Consider the following 21,061-nt stretch of genomic DNA (forward strand, 5'->3'; position numbering starts at 1 on the left):
CAAGAGCCTGCGTGACCCGGTCCTGGCTCAGTGCGCGGCGCGGTACTCGCTGGGGGAGACGCCGAACGCCGACTTGAACGCGCGGCTGAAGTGCGCGGCGTCCACGAAGCCCCAACGGGCGGCGATCGCCGCGACCGGACGGTCGGCCAGCATCGGGTCGAGAAGGTCGCGACGGCACTGCTCGAGGCGACGCGTGCGGATCCAGGTGGAGACCGTCACACCCTGCTCCTGGAAGAGTCCGTGCAGGTGACGCGTCGAGATGTAGTGCGCCGAGGCGATCGATGCGGGGCCGAGGTCGGTCGAGGCGAGGTTGCGGTCGATGTAGCCCCGGATGCGCTGGACGAGCGCGCGATGCGGATCGGCGGACACCCCGTCGAGGCCGAGTTCTCGCGTGAAGACGGTGGTGACGAGGTCGAGGGCGCTGTGCGCGAGGCGGGCTCCGGTGGTGCCGGCGAGCTGGTCGAGGTTTCCCGCGAGCTGCGTGAGGTAGGGCACCACCATGCCGCCGAGGCCCTCCTGTCCCGAGATGCGCACGGCGGTGAGCTGGCCGATCATGGTCGACGGCAGGCTGATGAGGTGCTTCGGGAACATGACGACCATGGTGCGGAAGTCGGCGTCGAAGACGAGGGAGTAGGGGCGATCGGTGTCGTACACCGCGAGGTCTCCGGCTTCGAGCACGGCCTCCCGGTCGTCCTGGATGAGCAGGCCGGTGCCGGCGAGCATCAGGCTGACCTTGAAGTACGAGTTGTCCCCCCGGGCGATGAGCTCGGGCGTGCGCTCCACGACGTGCGAGGTCGCCCGCACCTCGGTCACGTGCACCTCGTCGACGGATGCGCCGCGGATGACGCCGCGGAAGTGATCGGGACCCCCGGTGGACACCTGCAGCGGGACGAACGACTCCGAGACGGCGGCGCGGAATTCGCTGATGTTGCGCGCGACGAGCGTGGACACCGATTCGGCAGGGGCGGCGGGTGCACCGTTCATGAATGATCACCTCGGGTGGTGGGAACGACGACGTTGTATACGATCCGTTCCGCGATGGTATCACCGGCGACGCGCGAACGGGACGCCTCCTAGGATGTGGACCGTGAGCGACGGGACGATGCGGGTGATCGGCGACAGGATCGGCCGGGTGCTGCGACAGGTGCGCGGGCCGGACACCTCGGCGGCCGTGTTCGAGGCGACGGCCCTGATCGTGGGCGCGGCGTTCCTCGTGCTCGGGTTCGCGGTGGCGCTCCCGGTCTTCTGGGGGCACGAACTGGCGATCAGCGGTTCCGGGTCGATCGGGGTGTTCGCGGCTTCAGGCGGGGCGATCACCGCAGCGGTCGCCTTCGCGCTCGGTCGGCTGGCGGTGCGCCCCGAGAACGTCGACGCGGAGGCGCTGCGCGACGGATTCAGCGTCCCGGGCGATCGCCTGCGCTGGTACGACCTCGTGGCGATCGCCTTCGCGCATGCCGCGATCGCCTACCTGGGCTGGCTGGGCATCGCCGAGCTGCTGGAGCGCAGCTTCACGGATGCCCCGGTCTTCGCATTCCCTGGTGCCGTGCTCGTGGCCGTCGCCTTCGCGCTCACCGCGTACGTGACGTTCCTCAGCTCGGTGGCGCTCACGCCGATGGTGCTGTCGCTCGTCCTCGCCGTGTTCCTCGTCGTCGGGGCCTTCGCCAGCATGCTCGCCTCGAGCGACGTGCACTGGTGGCGCGACAACCTGTCGGCGCTCGGCATGAGCACGAACAGCTCGTCGGTCGCCTTCAATGCGACCCTCATCATCGCGGGGATCATGGTGACCACGATCTCCCGCTACGCCACCGCGGGCCTCCCGGTCGGCGACGCTGCCGAGCGTCGCGGACGACGGATCGTGCGCGGGGGTCTCATCCTGCTGGGGATCTTCCTCGGATGCGTGGGGATCTTCCCCGTCGACGAGTTCTTCCTGCTGCACAACACCGTCGCGACAGGCATGGTCGTCGTCTTCGCCGTCGTCGTCGTGGGGCTTCCCTGGCTGCTGCCGTCGATCCCGCGGGTGTTCGTCGGGCTCGGGTGGGCCTACGTGCTCGTGATCGTGCTGCTCGCGGCCTTCTTCGCGGTCGGCTACTACAACCTCACCGCGGTGGAGCTCATCGCGGCCGTGCTCATCTTCAGCTGGATCATCGTGTTCCTGCGAACGGCCGGATCCGTCGGATCGGCGGCCGCCCCGCGTGATCAGGCGGTGCCGGCCGTCGGCTGACCGGTCGGCTGAGCGGTCAGCCTCAGCCGCGGAGGGCGTGCGTGGCCAGGCGGGTGCGCTGCAGCGCGTCGACGGTCTCGGCATAGCGGCGCTTGGCGACACCGATGAACAGGCAGTCGACGAGGGTCAGCTGCGCGATGCGGCTGACCATGGCGCCGGCGCGGAAGGCGGACTCCCTGACCTCCGTGAAAAGCGCATGGTCGGCGGCGCGGGCGAGCGGGGAGTCCTTGGCGGAGGTCACCGCGACGGTCGTGCTGCCGTTGGCTCTGGCGGTCTCGAGGAACCGCACGGTCTCCACCGTGGAGCCGGTGTGCGAGAAGCCGATGGCGACGGTCCCGGCGACGGGCAGCACCGTCGCGGCGACGGCCTCGTGCGGGTCGGCGAGCACATGGGCGTTCCGGCCGACGCGCAGGAGCTTGTGCGCCAGATCCTCCGCGACGAACTGGCTCGCCCCGATGCCGTAGAGGAGGATGCGCTCCGCACGGTCCATCGCGTCGATCGCTGCTTCGAGCACCCGGAAGTCGAGTTGGGCCACGGTCTCCTCGATGGCGAGCAGTTCGAGTCCGGCGAGTTTCGACACGGCCTCCTCGAGGGAATCCTCCTCGGAGATCTCCGAACCGAATGCACCGCGGGCGGAGAACTGCGCGGCCTCCTTGCCGAGCTCGGTGGCCAGCGCCATGCGCAGGGGCGCGTATCCGCTGAAGCCGATCGCGCGGCAGAAGCGCACGACGGATGCCACCGAGGTGTTCGACTTCTCGGCCAGCTCGTTGATGGTCAGGTCGATCACGACCGCGGGGTTCTCCCGGATCACGGCGGCGACGCGGGTGAGCGAGGGCGGCAGGGTCGATGCGGCGGCTTCGATCGTCGACTGGATGCTCAATCGGTCCTCCGGGGATGTGGGATTCTCAAGTATGTCGCGACGGCGGCTGCGACATCGATGGTAAATTCTTTTCGGCAGATCCTGCCGCCTTGTACTATCTTTTCAGACCTTCCTGACCGTGTCCCCGAGGAGAGCCGATGAGCGCGCCGACGACCGCCTCCGTCGACCTCGGCAAGTCCCGCTGTCGCATCGTCATCGACGCTGCGGGTGAGCGGAGCACACGAGACGGGATCGGGTCGCCCGGACTCACCGCCGCCGGGGGAGTGGAGGCGGCAGCCGCCGCGATCCTCCCTCTGCTCCGAGACGTCCCCGGACTCCGACTCCTGGGCGTCGGCGCCGCCGGGGCATGGCTGGCGCCCGAGGGCGCCGCAGAGCTGGCCTCCCGCCTCGCCGCCGCGACAGGGGCGCGGACCGTCGTCGCGTCCGATGTCGTCACCGCGCACGTCGGTGCGCTCGCCGGAGAAGCCGGAGTGCTCCTGATCGCGGGCACCGGTGCGGCGGCGCTCGGCATCGACCAGGAGGGCGCCCGCCTCGTCGACGGCTGGGGACCCGAACTCGGCGACCTCGGCAGCGGTTCATGGCTGGGGCGCGAGGCGCTGCGTGCCGTGCTGCGTCAGGCCGACGGCCTCGGACCCGCCACGACCCTGAGCGACGCCGTCGCCGGACCGGTGGGCACCGTCTCCGATGTGCAGGGCTGGCTGGCGCAGCCCGGTCCGCTTCCGCGTCGGCTCGCGACACTCGCACCGCTCGTGCTCGATGCCGCGGAGGGCGGAGACGCGGTCGCCGGCAGCATCGCCCTGGAGGCCGTGCGGCTGCTCACGGACACCGCGGTGGCGGCATCGGCCCAGACCGTCGACGTCGTGCTGCACGGCGGGCTCACCGGCCACGCGTGGTTCCGCGACGCTCTCGCCTCCTCTCTTCACACCGCCGGCCGCCGGGTCGTGCCCGCGCAGGGCGACGCCCTCGACGGTGCGCTGCTGCTGACGCGTCGCGCAGATCTCCCCCACGAAAGGTTCGTGCATCGTGCCGAATGACGACTCCCGCCTCTCCGCTCTGCTCTCGGTCCTCGAGAAGCTCGACACCGAGGCGTCGACCACCGAACGGGGCGACCTGGATCTGCTGGGCACCGCCGAGCTCGTGCGCCGCATGAATGCGGAGGACCGGAGAGTGCCGGAGGCGGTCGCCGAGCGAGCCGAGGAGATCGCGGCAGCGGTGGACGGCATCACGGAGCGGTTCCGTCGCGGCGGACGCCTGATCTACATCGGCGCGGGCACGGCGGGGCGCATCGGCGTGCTCGACGCCAGCGAGTGCCCGCCCACGTTCGGCACCGACCCCTCGATGGTGGTCGGTCTGATCGCCGGCGGCGAGACCGCGATCCGCTCCGCCGTCGAGAACGCGGAGGATGACGCGGAGGCCGCAGGCGCCTCGCTGCGGGAGCTCGACCTCGCCGAGAACGACACGGTCGTGGGCATCTCCGCCTCCGGCCGCACGCCGTATGTCATCGGCGGTCTGGAGTACGCCCGCCGCGTGGGCGCGCTCACGGTTGCGATCGCCTCGAACGCGGATTCGGCCATCGGCGCCGTCGCGGACATTCCGATCGAGGTCGTGACGGGTCCGGAGTTCATCTCCGGCTCCACCCGGCTGAAGGCCGGCACGGCGCAGAAGCTCGTGGTCAACATGCTCACGACGCTGTCGATGATCAACCTCGGCAAGACGTACCGCGGGGTCATGGTCGACCTGCTCGCCACCAACGAGAAGCTGCACGCGCGGTCGATCCGCACGGTCTCGCAGCTCGCCGGCGTGGGTGTCGACGAGGCGGCCGCCGCCCTCGAAGGCGCGGACGGATCGGTCAAGCTCGCGCTGCTGATGCTCGCCACCGGCGCGACGCCCGAGGCCGCGGCGACCGCCCTCGAACGAGCACACGGCATCCTCCGGGAAGCGATCACCGCCCTCGCCTAGTGCTCGCAGGTGCAGGCTGCGCCGCCCCCGCAGCAGGAGCCTGCCCCGGTCGCCGCGTGCGCCTGCGACGACTGCGGCACGTCCATCGCGGGGTTCTCGTCGAGGAAGCCGTTCGGCTTGAACCAGAACCCGGCGTAGTCGACCGGCATGATGGGCCAGTCCTCCGGTCGAGGGAAGTGCGTGAGGCCGAACGTGTGCCACAGCACGAGGTCTTCGCCGTCGATGGAGCGATTCCGGGCGGTGTACTCCGGGAGCCCCGCGCCGCCCTGGTGGGCGTTCGGGTAGCGTCCGGCCGGCCAGATCTGCCCCGACTCGTGGCGGGTCGCCCATAGATGCTTGGTGGCGAACGCGGCGCGCGCGGCCACCGATGACCCGGGATCCGCCATCAGCAGCGCGGTGGGCTCCGGGATGAGGTGGTAGGCGGTCGGGCGGCCGACGCGGTTGGTCCGCGACGCGCTCTGCACCTCCCACACCCGTGCCACGGAGGTGTCGGCCTCCCGCTGCGCCTCCTGCTCCGTCCGCAGCGGGGTCTCCGACCAGCTGAACGCATTGCCGAAGGGGTTCTCCGGTCCCATGGGCACCCGCTTCGCATCCACCTCGACGAGGCGGTTGTCCTCGCCGTCGATCGCGACGTCCAGTCGCGCGCAGAACAGATGCTGGTGGACCGGCGCGAAGACACCGGGAGCGAGTTCCGTGGCGTGCTGCTGCCGCACACCGGGTTCTCCCGCGGCGGCGAAGACGATGCCGGTGGCCTTGGCCGTGACCTCGATCGAGCCGTCGAGTCCGAAGTTCCAGTAGAAGCCGTAGTCGTAGTTTCCGATCGTGGAGAAGTACGAGACGACGAATCGGCGGGAGCGGCGCACGTCGGCGCGGCCGGAGAGGTCGGTGTGCTTCCAGAGGATGCCGAAGTCCTCCTCGTGCATGCAGACCACGTTCGGGATGCGCACGGGGTGGCCGTGGTCGTCGGCGACCCAGCCGTCGAGGTAGCGGATCACGCCGAGGCAGTCGCAGCCGAGTTCGAGGTGATTGGCGTTCTTGCCCAGCAGGTACTCCCCGGCGTCGAAGTAGCTGATCCAGAAGCGCCCCGGCGCCGTGTCGCCGTAGGGCACGACCATCTCGGGCACGCTCGCCCTGCTCAGCACGGAGCGACCCTGGAAGGTCACGTCGTGCAGCACCAGCCCCTCGCGCGCGTTGAAGTCCACGCGCATCGACCAGCCCTCCCACTCCACCAGGGATCCGGAGACCGTGAAGCTCGGACCCTCGGGCTGCGTGATCTCGATGGGCTTGAGCGACGTGCGCGCTGCGCCCTGCGTCTCGGGGTAGTAGTTGCCGTGGCCCTCCGGCACGGGCACGTCGCCGTGGTCCTCGACACGGATCACGGTGTTCGCGGTCAGGTCGATGTGCACGATGAGCCCCTCGACGGGATGCGCCCACGGCGAGTCCTGCTCGTCGTACTTGAGAAAGGTCAGCGAGCGGATCACCCGGCGGCCGACCTCGTCCGCCCGCCCGGTGTAGCCGGGGGCGAGGGGGCCGCAGAAGGCGAGCGCCATGTGCTGCTCGAGGCCGCGACGCCGCATGGCGGCCTGCCACTCGGGCGATGCCTTCGCGATGGCCTCCGCGCGCTCGTACTCCTCGAACAGGTATTGCGGCTGTCCGTAGGGCGGCGCGTCGTTCGGCACGCGGTGCGTGCGCAGCACCTCGCCGCGGGTGAGCGAGACGATCGCCTCGGTCGCGACACCGGTGGCGATGTCGAGCAGGGTGACGTCGACCCGACGGTCGATGGGGTCGCCGGGAGTCCACGCCGCGAACTCCTCCTTGGTCGGCTCGTCGGGCAGCAGCATGGGCACGCGCGTCGTCTCGGTCAGGAGACCTGCCGCGTCGAGGATGCTGCGCGCCGCGGCGATCTCGGCGCCGGTGAGCGGATCGTGCGGGTGCGGCGGCGCGATCTTCTCGATCGACACGGGCTGCGGAGCGTGGTGGGACATCATCGACCTCACTATTTTCGAGCGGACGCTCAATAAACGGGTTGGCACGATGATACGGCGCCACCGCGACCCGCACAAGCAACGGGTCAGCGGGTGGTCGCGAGGTTCGAGGCGGGGTCAGGCTCGCCAGGGGGAGAGGATGCCGTCGAGCACCGCGAGGTGCGCGGCGGGCGGCTGGGGTTCGGTGACCTCGACGATCTGCTGGCCGTAGGTGATCGAGCGCAGCAGCGCCATCAGCGCGTCGGTCGGAGTGTCGCTGCGCAGCTCGGCATCCTCGACAGCCTCCTGGAGCGCCGCCTGGATGCTGTCCTGCCACGTGGCGAGGGTCGGAGCGGAGGCGTCGGGCGTGGGGGCGAGGGTGGCGAGTCGGCCCCAGAACCCCACCACGACGCGCGCTTCGGTACGGGTTCCCTCGTCGACCGGAAGTACCTCGCGCATCAGGGCGTCCAAGCGGGCGAGTCCGCGCAGTCCGGTCGTGGCTGCGGCGATGCGTTCATCGGTGCGGCGGGTCACCTCGGCGGCGGCGGCGCGGATGACGTCGTCGAAACCGTCGAAGTAGTGCCACAGCGAGCCGGTCGCGACCCCGAGCTCCTTGGCGACCGCGCGGGATGACACGCTCTCGTGTCCGTCTCGTGCGGCGACGGTCAGGAGCGCCTCGGCGATCTGCCGGCGGCGCTCATCGTGGTCGACGATGCGGGGCACCTGCCCATCTTGGCGCATGGATACCTGGGCTCGCTTTTTTGAGCGCGCGATCAATATACTTCGGCTGTGGATCCTCTGCTCCCGGCAGCATCGTGGCTGATGGCGGTGGCGGCGCTCGTGTCAGCCGTCGCCTGCCTGGCCGCGCGGCGCGCCGTGCCGTGGCAGGGGCGGCAGGCCGCGCTCGTGATGGCCGCCGGCATGCTGCTGATGGCCACCGGCGTCCTCGACCCGCTGGGCGGGGTCGTCCTGGGAGCGCTACTGCTGCTCTCGGCCATGCTCGGGACGATGGGGGTGCGCGGGACGCCGTCCGCGCCCGCGTGCTGCCACCGGGCGCTCGGCTCGCTCGTGATGGCGGCATGCATGTTCGAATCCGCCTCGACCCCGGGGCCGGTCGCCGGCGTCGAGGCCGCTATCGGTCACGGCGGGCATGGTCTCGGCGGTGTGCTCTCGGCGTTCGTGCTGGTGGGGACGCTGGCGGTCGTGGGTTGGACGGTCGTGGCGCCGTGGCGCCGTCCGGAGCTGCATCGCGGGGGAGCGGTGCGGTCGCTGATGGTCGAGTCCTGGGCGATGGCCGGCGGTGTCGTCGCGATGTGCGCCGGGATGTGATCGTGGAGCGTGAGGGAGGTCCGCTACCGTGAACGCATGCCCCTTGCCCTGATCACCGGTGCCGCCCGCGCGAACAGCATCGCCGCCGGCATCGTCCCCCGTCTGCGCGCCGCGGGGTGGACGGTCGTCACCAGCGATCTGCGCGACGCCGACCACCTGGCGGACCTGTCGACGCCGGACGGCCCCGCATCCCTCGTGGCGGAGGTGAACGCGCAGCACGGTCCGATCTCGGCGCTGATCCTCAGCCACGCGCACGATGTCGAGTCCGGAATCCTCGACACCACGGCGGAGAGCTTCGACCTGCACGTCGCCGTGAACGCGCGGGCGAGCCTGCTCCTGATCGCAGCGTTCGCACGCCAGGTCGGTGAGGACGGCGGCGCGATCGTGGCGCTCACGAGCGATCACGTCACCGGCAACCTCCCGTACGGCGCTTCCAAGGGTGCGCTCGATCGGCTTGTCATCTCCGCCGCCCGCGAACTGGGTCCGCGCGGCATCTCCGCGAACGTGCTGAACCCCGGCCCGATCGACACCGGCTGGATGGACGACGAGACCCGCACCTCCCTGGGCGAGATGACGCCGCTGGGCAGGCTCGGTCGGCCCGCCGACATCGCCGCCGTCGTCGAATTCCTCGTGTCCGAAGAGGGGCGATGGATCTCCGGTCAGCTCCTGCAGGCGGACGGCGCCTTCTCGGCCCGCTACTGATCGCGGGGCGCGGGCGACGGATGCGGCGGAATAGTGGGGGAGCTATGAGGTGAAGTTCTTCGCGGGACTCTTGTGGTTCATGGTGCTTCTCGTCCGTGGGGTGCTCCTCTGGCTTCTGATCCCATTCGCGGTGGTTGCGTGGTTGACCGTTCACTGGTGGGCTCAACGCGCCTCGGTCGGACAAGCGGTCTGCTGGTATGACCAACTCCTCTGGGCCTTCTTGATACTGATTCCGTTTCGTCTCCTGCTGCTCCTCGAACCGAGGACAAGGGCCGCCAGATTTGTGAAGCTATCGGAGATGCGCGAACTCAAGACGTACCGGATTAGCGTTCTCAATGAACTCGCATAGGAACTCTTGGCTCCACGAACTCAGGCATGCGCAACAGCGGGCGGGCTGGGGGTCGGAGTTCTCCCTCGCGCATGCAGGTGAGACTCTGAAGCCCATCCTTCGAGAGATCGTCTGTGCCAGAACTACTTCGAGATGGATGCTGATCTAAGAGGAGGCGGATATGCACGCTGGGTTGCGGGGTCTCGCCGCGCTGATCATCGTGCTGCCGGTGGTCGCACTCACGGGGTGTCTCTGGAGCGCGGGCAACGAGAGGCCGATATCGCTGACCGTAAAGGATGGGGAGTATCTCTTCCATTGGTGCGGGAAACCCACGGAGGAGTTCCAGTACCTTCAGGTTAGTTACGCCACGTATAGTCCGCAGCGAGAAGACGCTCTCGCGCTCCGCGCGCGGGGAGAATTCAGCCTTCAAACGTCTGACGAGTTCTCGCTCTCCGACCCTCCGTTGGGCCTTGCGGTTGAACATGAGTCAGCGATCCCTATTGAAAGTTCACGGGTGCTTATCTTCCTCGACATAGGACGCTCAGAGACAGACCTCGGAGGGATTAACGCGACATTTAGGCCGGAGGATGCGGGAGCGCTTGACGGAAGATGGCTGTATCCCTCAGGGGCGGTCCACGACAGCCCCTGCGAGATGCGAGGAGCGCTGTAGCTCCCATCTTTCGGTGAAGCGTGGGCTCCCATGGCGTTGAAAGTGAGGTGGTCGCCAGGTCTGGGCGGACATGGGCTCGTGGCCCGCAGGGCGACGACGACCTGCGGGTTGGGGTATGGAACCCGTTCGGTCAACCGGCGGATCCGGTCTCGCGATCGGCACCACTGCGTCGGATGACTCGGGTCAGGTGGAGGGCAACACGTTGTGGCACAAGGGGGCGTTGACGTTCTCTCCCCCCGGGCGCCATCGTAGGCAGGTTGAGTATGTCGCGGGTGCGCAGAGGCGAGGTGACAAGTTCAAGCCACTCCACTCGAATGCTCACCGGACCGAGGGGAGGTAAACCCCAGGGGCCGGGAGGAACTACCGAACCGGGTTGACGAAGGTCAACTTCGGGCGCGCCAATGTCAAACACAGCTTCCATGTTTGGATAGGATGAACGAGCCAATACGTGAACAAGTTCTTCAGCGTGTGCTGGGGCGCGGAGCAGTAGGAATCGCCCGAAACGAAGTCTCTGGTGCGTTCTACGTGAACATTGAGATTGTCGAAAGTACTCACGAGGTATTTGCCGCGATAACGTTCAATCCAGAGTATGTCGCTCTCGAGAACGATAACGAGACAGATGTATACCTCGCGTGGGGGCGCTGGGAGGATGTGTCCAATGAGGTATCGCGCTTCATCGAGGAGATAGAGTTCCACCCTTGCCCACCAGAAATCGAAGATCGAGTTCGTGTGTATTGTTCGGCGAAGAACGCAAGGACGCTATTTCGCCCGACTTTGGCGACCCGTGGCATCGATTTGAAAGGCCGTCGCTCGGCACCTGATTCAAGCGACAGAAGCTAACAGTATTGCGGTGGTCGCGCGGGTTCTCGATCAGCATTGTTTAAGATGGGCAAAAGATGCATCACAGTGCAATTTGCGGATCGGCGCGCGGCGTGCGTGTCGCAGGAGCCGTTTGGGCGCTGTTTTCCATGGGCGGAGGCGTCCTCCTGCTTCTCGAGTATGATTTGTGGCCCGCAGCCCTCGCGTTCGCGGCCGTCGGTGGATTCCTGCTCATCCGCCCTTGGTTCATGGGGGTTTGGCTCGAGGGAGATTCGATCCGAGTCGGAGGTTGGTTTCATAGTTTTCGGTTGTCGCGGAGCGAGGTCACCGGCATAGAGCTTGAGAAATGCATGGGTTTGCTGGTGGGGTTCCAAACAGGTTTCCTGCCATTTGTTGGCCGTGTTCGAATGATCCAGGTTGAGATTGTTCGAAAAGGGCGGGTGCGCTATGTATCCCTCGCCGGCGCGATCGGTCGCTACAACACCGTGCTGAAAGTTGTGCGAGAAATGCGCGTGCACGTGGGGCTTCCGAAATGAGATGCATGCATGCGCCGACCGAGCGTGAGTCAACGGTGCAATGGGCGCCTCTGAGGTCACCCGTGGCGCCGGCGGGACCTCGGGGGAAAGGTGGCTGGCGATTTGCAATCGCGTAACTTTTCTCGGAACTCGCGGCCCCTTCCCTCCGGTCTGAGGGGGCGGGTCGCGATGCTCTTCGCGTCCACCCTCGTCGTGGGGGGCCTTTCTGCCGCCGTGATGATCGTCGGAATCGGGCTGCGTAGTGACGGGTGGTTTCTCGTCAGCATCTCTGCACCGGTTCTCGGCCTGTATATCTGGGCCTGGATCCGTGTCGGGCGTATAGGTGTGAGGTTCGAGGAAGAAGGCGTTGTCGCAAAATCCTGGTTTTCGACTACCCGATACGCGAATAATGACCTAGAGCGCTGGTCGGCCGAGCCTTACACCGGCGTGCTTTACGTATTGGGATGGCCAGTGGCAGGCGGAGCGCTGGAACCGGGCATCCTGAGCGTCGACTTGAAGGACGGAACGCGACGGCCGGTGGCAGGGAGCGTGACGTTTCGCACGACGGCCCGCGCGCAGGCGAGGGTCTTGAATGAGCCTTCGAGAGCTCCCCGGGCGACGATAGAGACACGGTTCGATCTCGACGCCCCTTAGAAACAGATGGACCCGTTTAGCCAAGGCGCAGGCATCGTTGACAGAGAGGAGTCTCGGCAGTGGATGATCAGATCACAATCAGTCTGAGTAGCGATCACGCGCTCGTCTTGTTCGAGTGGTTGTCGAGTCGGGACGAGCGAGACTTCTCGAGTGCGCATCCGGCGGAGCAGAGAGTCCTGTGGGACCTGGAGTCGCAGCTTGAGACGAAGCTGCCGATGCTCTTCGACCCGGACTATGCGGAGCGGGTCGACCGGGCCCGACACGCGATCGGGCGCTAGGCGGCCCGGTCTGGCGCGGGTTCGCCTACGCCAGCTGCAACTTAGAGATGACCTCGCGGCTGGTCTACGGCGCATCCGCCCGGGAATCGCCGGTTCATGGAGTGTGCACAGCAGCTCGCTGGCGTGACGTACGACGCGCTGCAGCCGTTGCAGCAGGTGGCGTATCCGGATGCGTCAGCGCTGAACGCCGTCAGCCGTGACGCCGCGCAGCGGGTGATCGGTCAGGAGTGGCTGGTCGGCGGGCAGGTGGTGTCTGACGCGGTGGTGCGATCGCAGTCGGGTCGCGTGGTGAAGCAGCAATCGTCGATGGGATCGACGTCGTATTCGTCGACGTACGCGTATGACACGGCGGGTCGGCTGACGTCGGCGGTGATTCCGGGGCACACGCTCACCTACGCTTTCGGGGCGACGAGCGGGTGCGGCCCGAACACGGCGGCGGGGATGTCCGGGAACCGGACAGGGGCGACGGATGTGTGGACGGCGCCGGGCCAAGCGGCGGTGACGACGTCGACGGCGTACTGCTACGACTGGGCGGACCGGTTGGTCTCCTCGTCTGTGACGGAGGTCATCCCGGACGCGACGACGGTTGCGGGTGGTTTGACCGCTTCGGAGGTCGTGTATGACGTGCGCGGGAATACGGTTCGTCTCGGTGACATGCAGTTCTCTTACGACGCGGTGAACCGTCATGTGGGGACGACCCATGACGACGGTACGGTGGTGCGGATCGTGCGCGATGCGTCAGGGCGGATCGTGTCGCGGACGACGGATCCGGCGGGGGCCGATCCGGCGGCGACGACCAACTACCTGTACGCGGCTGATGGCGACGCGGCGTGGGGTCAGAAATCCGGGGCGGAGCTGACTCGGAGTGTCGGGTTGCCGGGCGGCGTGTCATGGACGAACCAGGCTGGGGAGGTGACGTGGTCGTTCCCCGGTCTGGGCGGGCATGGTCTCGTGACCCGCACGGGGACGACGACGAGCGGGTTGTTGTTGTGGGACCCGTTCGGTCAGCCGGTGGATCCGGTGACGTTCGCGATCGGGACGGTGGCGTCGGATGACGCGGGTCAGATCGCAGGGAACACGCTGTGGCATCAGGGTGCGTTGAAGCCTGCGGAGTCCGCGGGGTCGGCGTTGGTGGTCGAGATGGGAGCCCGGTTGTATGTGCCCGCCCTCGGGCGGTTCCTGCAAGTCGACCCGGTGGAGGGTGGTGGGGCGAACGACTACTCCTGGCCCACCGACCCCATCAACGGACACGACCTCAGCGGGGAAAAATGGGCGGCGCAAAACTTCGATAGCAAAACTGCAGTGTCCGCGCCACGAGCCGAGCGACGGCTCGCAAGTTCGCCCTTCATTCGAACCAGCGCTGCGCAACGGTCGAAGTACGACAAGCCGCGCGATCGTTGGGTGAACCCGAAGTGGGTCTCGGGCACCGTAAACCTAGTCGTGGGTGCTCTCAGTATTGGGAACGGAATTGCGAGAATGATATTGTCGACACCCCTGTCGTTGTCAGTCCCGTATGTAGGATGGGCAGTGACCTTACCTGCGTGGGGCGTCGGAGCCTGGCAAATCATTACCGGGACAGCCAGAGCGATTCGCGGCGCCGGACAGCTCACGGGAGCAACGGAGAAGCCGTGGGTGGAAACCGCGGCAGGCCCGTGGGTGAGAGATGTAGCTTTCGGCATATTGCCTTCATTCTCCGAAGGTGTCATTGAGTTCGTGGGAGGCTTTTGAAATGAGATTTATCTATGGCCTCAGCTGGTTCCTTATCTATGTGATTCGCGCGTTCGTCTTGTGGATTTTGATACCTTACGCCGTCCTAGCTTGGTTATTCGTGCATTCATGGGTGCAAAAGTCAACGATCGGACAGTCAATATGTTGGTATGACCAAAACTTCTTAGCCTTTATGATCCTCGTGCCCTTCCGGTATCTGAGGTTCGTGAATCCTAAGCTCAGGTCGGCCAAATTCTTGCGTTTATCGGAGATGCGGGTGGTTAAGACATACAGGATCAGCTTCCTGAGCGAGATGGTTTAGTCGACGATGTTGGAGGATATTTGGCACGAAATCATCCAGTAAGCCCGCGTACTCCCTTCGTGTTGTAGTAGACTCTAGCGGCTAAGTGATCACCGCATTTCCATTTTGAGGAACATGGCTTTGATTGTCTTCGACTTCAAGGTTCTCCGTGAGACGGACCTAGACAACGTCATTTGGCATGAAATAGGGGCGGCGCCATTTTACTATTCTTGTTTCTTGGGTGACGTAATACTCGAGGTGGATGATGTCGATCTCAGTGTCAGCTGGGGATGGGTGCCGGTGTTCGATTTTGTGTTCCAAATGCGTTGAATAGCTGAAGCCCTCGCCGGCGGTGAGGATCAGGTGTACAGCTTCACCGAATCGGATTCTACGATCGAGTTCACGCTGCAGCGGGAGGGGGTCGAGATTCGAGCCGAGTACGCGGAAGCTACTGTGACGGTGTCTGTCAGCGAGTTCTCGCGGGCCGCGGAGGGCCTGCTCTCGAAAGTTCGCCATTAGATCGAGGCCGCGCATCCAGAGCTGCTCGAAAATCCCCATTACCGGGAGTTGCTCGGTTCGTACTGGTAGCGGTCGAAGCAGGTCGCACGTCAGGTTGGTGTCGGCGCTGATTTCGGGCATGAGTTGTGGCATGGCAAAGTTCCGAGAGGACTCTTCTTTCGGTGCTCACTACTAAATCCCCACTGGTTCTGGGCAAGGAAGCGTCGGCGGTAACGGACGAGACTGCCGGCAAGGCGATCAAAGCAGGCGGAATGGTGGTGCAAACGCTAGAGTGATTCGAAGTGCTCCAGGGGCGGTGACGCGAAATTCGCTCCATTCTTCGAACCGCGCGATTCGAATCTCCGCGAGAGGAGCAGAGGTCGTAGCCGCAACCTCGCTCAGCTCGACCTTGCGCCGACCGAGCGTGCGCAAGCCGCTTGCATCGGGTGTCACGAAGAAGCTGGGGAGGTACACGATCGATGCCGCTTGACCAGGCTTTCAGACGCGGCAGAGCCGGAAGGGCTCGCCGCCTTGGCGTTGCATCCCTGTTCATCGGTGTGCTTCCCGCAGCAGTTCTTCTGAACTACTCGTCAGCGAGCATGCCGAGCGTCCTGATCTGGTTCTCCGCGATCGCGCTCCCGCTGTGTATGTGGCTTTGGATTCGCCTGCCTTTCACGGGCGTCACTCTGACCTCCTCGCACGTGGTGGCGACATCGTGGTGGTCGCGACGAAAGTACGAGCGGGGGGCGGTCGAACGATTCCGCGCTGAGCCGTACACAGGATTCTTCTTCGTTTTTGGGTGGACGGTTTACGATGGAAGGTTCGAGAGCGGCCACCTCGTATTGGAGTTCGCCGATGGTCGCAGGCGACCACTTGGGGGGACCGTCTGCAATCGACGCGTCGCTCGAGAGATTGCGGAGGCGCTCAATCGCGACCTGGGGCTCGATGTCGGCGCGGGTGTCGGGCAGCGTCGAAGCTCGCGAGAAAGTCGCGCGCGGAACGAGTAGCCGTTCGTCCCCGCGCGTTCGTGGCGTTGGGGCTAGTGTGGAGCGCACTTCCCTCAGGCGCCGAGGGGGTCGCGAGTTCGCGCATGGTTTCGACGAAAGACGGGAGTGCTCGTTCCTGATGACGATCCGCGCTGGAATGTCACTTCCCTCCGGGCGAGGTGGCCGATCCGCGCGACTCGCGGTGACCTCCGTGGAACCCAGTGGCAGGTGATGCCGTGACCGGCTGGGCAGAGTATCCGTTGAACGAGTCGATGCCGTGGTGGGCGCTTTCCGAGTTGCCGCGCTCTGTCGCTCGCGCCGAGTTCGACCGCACAATGCGGGAGAAGGACGAACGTGTCGCGATCTTCCGGGATCTGTTGGCGGAGTCTGGTATCGAGTTCGACGGCAGCGATGGATCGGTTCAGTCATTGAATGACTGGTTCGTCGAGACGATGACGCCCGCCGCCGACCGGAATGACCCCGATCGGCGGTCACAGTCCGTGTGTGAGGACGTTACGTTGCTGCTCGGTGACGTGATGATCGATCGTCATCCGGAGTTGCGCTGGGAGTTCTTCATCTGGGGCAAGAAGAATGTCGCGTATCAGTCCCATGTGATCATGGGATTCTCGCTCGAAGACCCCAAATGGCACTCGAATTTCGATCTACCGCGGATCATCTATGGATACGGGGTTCAAGTCTTGGACACCCGCCGCGGGCTCCCCGTCGACGTGGGCGTGCCTGAGGGGCATCCGTTGCACGGAGTTCAGATTCCCCTGTCCCCACTCGATCGGTCCGAGTTCCTCTCCTTGCTGGCGGCCGTGGCTCGACGGTGTCAACCTAGACGAAGCGGCTGAAGCCGCCTATCGGGCGGGGATCGCCAGCGGTGACGCACACAGCGCGCACAACCTCGCGGTGATGCTGCGGGACAACGGTGAACTCGCGCGAGCGGCGGAGTTCCACGAGCTCGCGACGCAGATGGGCGATCTGACGCCTCTGCAGGCACCGAGCGACTGAGAGGCGCCCCTGCTGACGCACGGAGCCTTGGACGCCAGCAATGGCCGCAATCCCCCAACCGTCCCCGTCGCCCGCGGCCTACTGTTCGCGGGCCGCGGGCCGGACGAAGGCCCAGGCGGCGAACGCCGCTGCCGCAGCCGCGACCGTCATCGTCGCGGCCATCGTGATGGCCGTGGTCCCGCCGAGACCGGCAGCCACGGGGGCGAGCACGGGGCCGAACAGGAACGTCGCCATCCCGAGAAGCGCCGAAGCGGTGCCGGCACGGACCCCGTGATGAGCGAGCGCCAGCGTCTGGCCATTGGGCCCGCCGATGCCGGAGCACAGCATGAACCCGACCAACGCGATGACGACACCCATCATGCCGACGCCCAGAAGCGCCAGCACGAGGAAAGCCGTCGTCGCCAGGAGCGTCGCGGTGATCCCGCCAAGGTAGACGCGCAGGGGCCCCCAACGCCGCACCACGAGTCGGCTCAGCTGGCTGCCCGCGATACTCGCCAGGGCGCCGGCCGCGAAGGCGACGCTGAACTCCTGAGGGCTGAGACCGAACTCGTCCTGCAGCACGAACGACGACATCGACAGGTATGTGAAGAACGCGACACCGCCTCCGGCCGCGGCGCACAGCACGGCGACGAAGAGCCGGTCGCGGACGACCGCTCCGGCGTGCGCGCCCCAGACCCGGAGGCCCCCGCGGTGACGGGCGGATGGCGACAGGGTCTCCGGCAGGGCGAACACCACCACGAGCAGCAACAGCACGCCGACCCCACTGAGCACCCCGAAGATGCCGCGCCAGTCCATGATGCGGGCGAGTTGTCCGCCCACCACCGGCGCGATGATCGGGGCGGTGCCCGAGACGAGGAACAGCAGCGAGAGCATGCGGGAGAGCTCGACCCCCTCGAACTGGTCGCGGGCGATCGCCAGGCAGATCACGATGCCCGCCGATCCCGCCAGCCCCTGCAGGAAGCGCGCGACGAGCAGCAGCTCGATGTTCGGAGCGACGGCGCACACCGCGGAGAGCACCGCGAACGCCGCGACGCCGACCAGCAGTGGCAGGCGTCGGCCCAGCCGGTCGCTGAGAGGACCGGCCGCGAGCTGGCCCAGACCGAGACCGATCATGCACGCCGACATCGTCGCCTGCGCCAGGGCCTCGGTCGTGCCGAGCGAGGCCGCGAGCTGGGGGAGCTGCGGCAGGTAGAGGTCCATCGACAGCGGACCGAAGGCTTCCAGCATGCCCAGCACCAGCATCGCCCGCAGCGTGCCCATGCGGGGCCGCGGGGCGTCAGCGGCGAACGGAAGACTCATCCCTCGAGGCGCAGCACGCGGCGCAGCCAGCTCTCCCGCGCGGCGACCGCGGCCCGGGAGACCTCGGCATCGGGGGAGAACCCCGAGAAGCCGTGGTAGCCGCCGGCCCAGACGTGCAGCTCGGCCTGCCCGCCCGTGGCCCAGACTCGCAGCGCGTAGTCGACAGCCTCGTCGCGGAAGGTCTCGGCGGCGCCCACCTCGATGAACGCCGGAGCGAGTCCCGACAGATCCGCAGCCCGTGCCGGTGCCGTGTACGGCGACACGCGATCGGTGAACCGGTCGGCCCCGGCGATCGCGTCCCAGGCCGTGTCGTTGTTGTTCCGATCCCAGGCGCCGAAGCCGTCGTACTGGCGGCTCGAGGGAGTTTCGTTGCGGTCGTCGAGCATCGGGCAGCCGAGGAGCTGTCCGGCCAGCCGTGGCCCGCCGCGGTCGCGGGAGAGCAGCGCGACCGCCGCCGAGAGTCCGCCGCCGGCGCTCTGCCCGGACGCGATGATGCGGGAGGTGTCGATGCCGAGCTCGTCCGCGTGGGCGACCATCCACTCCAGTGCCGCGTAGCAGTCCTCCGCCTGCGCCGGTCCGGGGTGCTCGGGGGCGAGACGGTACTCGACCGCGACGCCGACGACACCGTGCCGCTCGGCGAGGTCGATGAGCTCGGCGGTGCCGAAGAAGCGCGTGCCGAGCACCATACCGCCGCCATGGATCGACAGCACCGCCGGTGCCGGGTCCGTGGGCGCCTGCGCCGGGCGCACGATCGTGATCTCGAGGTCCGGAGCCCCGACGGGGCCGGGGATCACCCGGTCCTCCCACGCGACGGCACGGCCGGCGGCCTGCACGGACATCGGCGGGATGATCGTGGCGAAGTGATCGCGGTTGGCGTGGATCGTGTCCGCGCGCAGCGGGATGACCTCGACGAGGTCGACGAAGGCGTCGAGCCCGGCGACGAGCTCCGGGTCGTAGGGCACCGGTTCGGGCGTGCTCATGCGGCGGTCCGCCAGATCCGTCGCAGCCAGGAGGCACGCGCGGCGAGGGCGGCGCGGGTGATCTCGGCGTCCGGCATGTACATGTCGAAGCCGTGGGCGCCGCCGCCCCAGACGTGCAGCTCGGCCTGCCCGCCGGTCGCCCAGATCCGCAGGGCGTACTCGGTGTCCTCGTCGCGGAACATCTCCGCCTCTCCGACCTCGATGTAGGCGGGCGGGAGGCCGGAGACGTCCGTCGCGCGGCTCGGAGCGGCGTAGGCGGGGGCCTCGGTGCTGAACGCGAGCTCCTCACCGAGGACACATGACCAGGCGAGGAGGTTCATGTCGCGCTGCCAGGTGCCGATGCCGTCGTACTGCCGACTGGCCACCGTGGTGTTGGTGTTGTCGATCATGGGACACAGCAGCAGCTGCCCGGCCATGACCGGGCCCCGCCGGTCGCGAGCTAGCAGGGCGACGGCCGCGGTGAGACCTCCGCCCGCGCTTCCCCCGCCCACGACGATGCGCGCCGGGTCGATCCCGAGCTCCGTCGCATGGGCGTGCGTCCACACGAACGCCGCGTAGCAGTCCTCCACGCCCGCGGGGTACGGGTCCTCCGGAGCGAGGCGGTACTCGACGTTCACGGCCACGACGCCGTGCTCCGCGACGATGTCGACGACGCGAGCCGTCTCCCAGGAGCGGTGGCCGACGATCATGCCGCCGCCGTGGATGTTCACGAAGCCGGCGAGCGTCGAGGTCTCGGAACCGGCGGGGCGGAAGATCGTGACCTCGATGTCCGGTGCTCCGGGCGGGCCGGGGATGACGCGGTCCTCCCAGGTGATGTCCCGGCCGGCGATCACGGCGTCGTTGTCCGGGAACATCCGGTCGACGCCGTCGCGCGGCAGGGTCTCGCGGGTGAGGACGGGCTGCGGGGTCTTCGCGATCTCGTCGAGCACGGCCTGCACATCGGGATCGAAGGGGACGGGGATGGTCATGGTTCTCCTCGGGTGGGACGGCGTCAGGGGCCTTCGGGGTCGACGACCCCGCGGTCGGCCCAGAAGGGCTCGACGAGACGGCGCAGCTCGGCGGCGCCGATGCGGTCGACGAGGGCGGCCGCGTCGAGGTTCGCCCGCAGCTGCGCGACGCTGGAGGCACCGAACAGGGTCGTCGTCAGGGCGGGGTGGGTGAGGGTGAAGGCGATGCCGAGCTGGGCCGGCGTCACGTCGAGATCCTCCGCGACCGCGGTGAACGCGGGGACGTCGGCGATGATCCGTTCGCGGATGCCGCCGTGGTCACGCCCGATCTGCCGGTCGCTGTTCACCTTCCCGGCGAGGATCCCGCCCTCCAGGCAGTCCGAGGCCTGCAGCGTGAGGCCCTGCTCCCAGAGGCGCGCGAAGGGCTCGCCGTCCGGGATCGACCGCCGCGAGACGCTGTACTTGAGCTGCGCGATCTGCGGACCGGGCACGCCCTCCGCGGCGGCGAGGTCGATCAGGGTCTGGATGCTCCCCGCCGACCAGTTGTTCACGCCCCACGCGCGGATGAGCCCGGCGTCGGTGAGGGCGGCGAGGTCGAGCACGAGGTCGCGCAGATCGAGGTCGTCGCGACGCAGGTCGCCGAGGATCACGAGGTCGGCGTGTTCGGTGCCCACCCGCATCAGGGCGTTCTCGAGCTGCGGGCGGAAGCCGTCGCTGCCGAAGGCCTCGAGCCACAGCTTCGACGACAGCAGCCACTCCTCGCGACGGAGCCCGGCCGCGCGCACCATCGCCGAGAAGATCACGTCGGTGAAGACGGGCGGGGCGTCGGGCGCGGAGTACACGCCCACGTCGAAGAGGTTCACGCCGCGGTCGGTGGCCTCACGGAGGAGCGCGACAGCGTCGGCGAAGTCCATGCGGTCGTAGGTGTGCCACGAGCCGAGGGAGAACAGGGAGGCGTGCAGGCCGCTGCGGCCGATCTCGCGCAGGGGGAGGGAACTGGTCACGATGCT

The 21,061-nt window shown here is 67.3% G+C and carries 18 protein-coding genes; 9 read left to right on the top strand and 9 right to left on the bottom strand.

What is annotated here, in order from left to right:
* Nucleotides 1-27: 27 nt before the first annotated feature.
* Entirely contained in the window at nucleotides 28-984 is a 957-nt protein-coding gene (locus F6A08_RS07700) for an AraC-like ligand-binding domain-containing protein (RefSeq protein WP_017204029.1), read from the bottom strand.
* A gap of 94 nt (nucleotides 985-1,078) precedes the next feature.
* On the opposite strand from F6A08_RS07700, the gene F6A08_RS07705 reads away from it, so the two are divergent.
* Nucleotides 1,079-2,221, top strand: coding sequence for a DUF998 domain-containing protein (locus tag F6A08_RS07705; RefSeq protein ID WP_225855781.1), 1,143 nt, complete (start codon nucleotides 1,079-1,081; stop codon nucleotides 2,219-2,221).
* A gap of 22 nt (nucleotides 2,222-2,243) precedes the next feature.
* Here the strand turns inward: F6A08_RS07705 and F6A08_RS07710 are convergent, their stop codons facing one another.
* A complete protein-coding gene (locus F6A08_RS07710) occupies nucleotides 2,244-3,101 on the bottom strand; it encodes a MurR/RpiR family transcriptional regulator (protein WP_017204027.1) in 858 nt (285 codons plus the stop codon).
* A gap of 137 nt (nucleotides 3,102-3,238) precedes the next feature.
* Here F6A08_RS07710 and F6A08_RS07715 point away from each other — a divergent pair, with 137 nt between their 5' ends.
* Nucleotides 3,239-4,135, top strand: a complete 897-nt coding sequence (locus F6A08_RS07715; protein WP_151459150.1) for an N-acetylglucosamine kinase — start codon at nucleotides 3,239-3,241, stop codon at nucleotides 4,133-4,135.
* On the top strand, nucleotides 4,125-5,060 hold the full coding sequence (murQ, locus tag F6A08_RS07720; RefSeq protein WP_151459151.1) for an N-acetylmuramic acid 6-phosphate etherase: 936 nt from the start codon (nucleotides 4,125-4,127) through the stop codon (nucleotides 5,058-5,060). Before F6A08_RS07715 ends, murQ begins: the two co-directional genes overlap by 11 nt.
* Here murQ and F6A08_RS07725 read toward each other — a convergent pair.
* Both F6A08_RS07725 and F6A08_RS07730 read right to left on the bottom strand, forming a co-directional pair.
* Nucleotides 5,057-7,048, bottom strand: coding sequence for a primary-amine oxidase (locus F6A08_RS07725; protein WP_151459152.1), 1,992 nt, complete (start codon nucleotides 7,046-7,048; stop codon nucleotides 5,057-5,059). The genes murQ and F6A08_RS07725 overlap by 4 nt on opposite strands.
* A gap of 114 nt (nucleotides 7,049-7,162) precedes the next feature.
* The gene (locus F6A08_RS07730) at nucleotides 7,163-7,747 is read right to left on the bottom strand and encodes a TetR/AcrR family transcriptional regulator (protein WP_151459153.1); all 585 of its coding nucleotides are present in this window, start codon (nucleotides 7,745-7,747) and stop codon (nucleotides 7,163-7,165) included.
* A gap of 66 nt (nucleotides 7,748-7,813) precedes the next feature.
* Here F6A08_RS07730 and F6A08_RS07735 point away from each other — a divergent pair, with 66 nt between their 5' ends.
* The 5 genes from F6A08_RS07735 to F6A08_RS07755 all read left to right on the top strand — a co-directional run bounded on the left by F6A08_RS07735 (nucleotide 7,814) and on the right by F6A08_RS07755 (nucleotide 14,047).
* Entirely contained in the window at nucleotides 7,814-8,353 is a 540-nt protein-coding gene (locus tag F6A08_RS07735; RefSeq protein WP_151459154.1) for a hypothetical protein, read from the top strand.
* A 36-nt stretch (nucleotides 8,354-8,389) separates the two neighbouring features.
* Nucleotides 8,390-9,055 carry an SDR family oxidoreductase gene (locus tag F6A08_RS07740; protein ID WP_151459155.1) on the top strand — a complete coding sequence of 222 codons (666 nt, stop codon included), beginning with the start codon at nucleotides 8,390-8,392 and terminating at the stop codon, nucleotides 9,053-9,055.
* 1,894 nt (nucleotides 9,056-10,949) lie between these two features.
* Nucleotides 10,950-11,408, top strand: a complete 459-nt coding sequence (locus F6A08_RS07745; protein WP_151459156.1) for a hypothetical protein — start codon at nucleotides 10,950-10,952, stop codon at nucleotides 11,406-11,408.
* A gap of 692 nt (nucleotides 11,409-12,100) precedes the next feature.
* Nucleotides 12,101-12,319 carry a hypothetical protein gene (locus F6A08_RS07750; RefSeq protein ID WP_151459157.1) on the top strand — a complete coding sequence of 73 codons (219 nt, stop codon included), beginning with the start codon at nucleotides 12,101-12,103 and terminating at the stop codon, nucleotides 12,317-12,319.
* A 123-nt stretch (nucleotides 12,320-12,442) separates the two neighbouring features.
* Nucleotides 12,443-14,047 (top strand): RHS repeat-associated core domain-containing protein, encoded by a 1,605-nt coding sequence (locus tag F6A08_RS07755; RefSeq protein WP_192576721.1) that lies wholly within the window; start codon nucleotides 12,443-12,445, stop codon nucleotides 14,045-14,047.
* Between the two features lie 460 nt (nucleotides 14,048-14,507).
* Here the strand turns inward: F6A08_RS07755 and F6A08_RS07765 are convergent, their stop codons facing one another.
* Nucleotides 14,508-14,966 (bottom strand): hypothetical protein, encoded by a 459-nt coding sequence (locus F6A08_RS07765; protein WP_151459159.1) that lies wholly within the window; start codon nucleotides 14,964-14,966, stop codon nucleotides 14,508-14,510.
* Nucleotides 14,967-16,047: 1,081 nt separating this feature from the next.
* Here F6A08_RS07765 and F6A08_RS07770 point away from each other — a divergent pair.
* A complete protein-coding gene (locus tag F6A08_RS07770) occupies nucleotides 16,048-16,665 on the top strand; it encodes a hypothetical protein (protein ID WP_151459160.1) in 618 nt (205 codons plus the stop codon).
* Between the two features lie 238 nt (nucleotides 16,666-16,903).
* Here F6A08_RS07770 and F6A08_RS07775 read toward each other — a convergent pair whose 3' ends face one another.
* The 4 genes from F6A08_RS07775 to F6A08_RS07790 are packed head-to-tail and all read right to left on the bottom strand — an operon-like array spanning nucleotide 16,904 to nucleotide 21,055.
* On the bottom strand, nucleotides 16,904-18,124 hold the full coding sequence (locus tag F6A08_RS07775; protein WP_225855782.1) for a multidrug effflux MFS transporter: 1,221 nt from the start codon (nucleotides 18,122-18,124) through the stop codon (nucleotides 16,904-16,906).
* Complete coding sequence (locus F6A08_RS07780; RefSeq protein WP_151459161.1) at nucleotides 18,121-19,104, bottom strand: alpha/beta hydrolase; 984 nt, start codon at nucleotides 19,102-19,104, stop codon at nucleotides 18,121-18,123. The genes F6A08_RS07775 and F6A08_RS07780 overlap by 4 nt, the downstream gene beginning before the upstream one ends.
* A complete protein-coding gene (locus tag F6A08_RS07785) occupies nucleotides 19,101-20,072 on the bottom strand; it encodes an alpha/beta hydrolase (protein ID WP_151459162.1) in 972 nt (323 codons plus the stop codon). Before F6A08_RS07785 ends, F6A08_RS07780 begins: the two co-directional genes overlap by 4 nt.
* A 23-nt stretch (nucleotides 20,073-20,095) precedes the next feature.
* A complete protein-coding gene (locus F6A08_RS07790; RefSeq protein WP_151459163.1) occupies nucleotides 20,096-21,055 on the bottom strand; it encodes an aldo/keto reductase in 960 nt (319 codons plus the stop codon).
* Between the last annotated feature and the right edge of the window lie 6 nt (nucleotides 21,056-21,061).

This window comes from Microbacterium algeriense (genome assembly GCF_008868005.1).
Lineage (GTDB): Bacteria > Actinomycetota > Actinomycetes > Actinomycetales > Microbacteriaceae > Microbacterium > Microbacterium algeriense.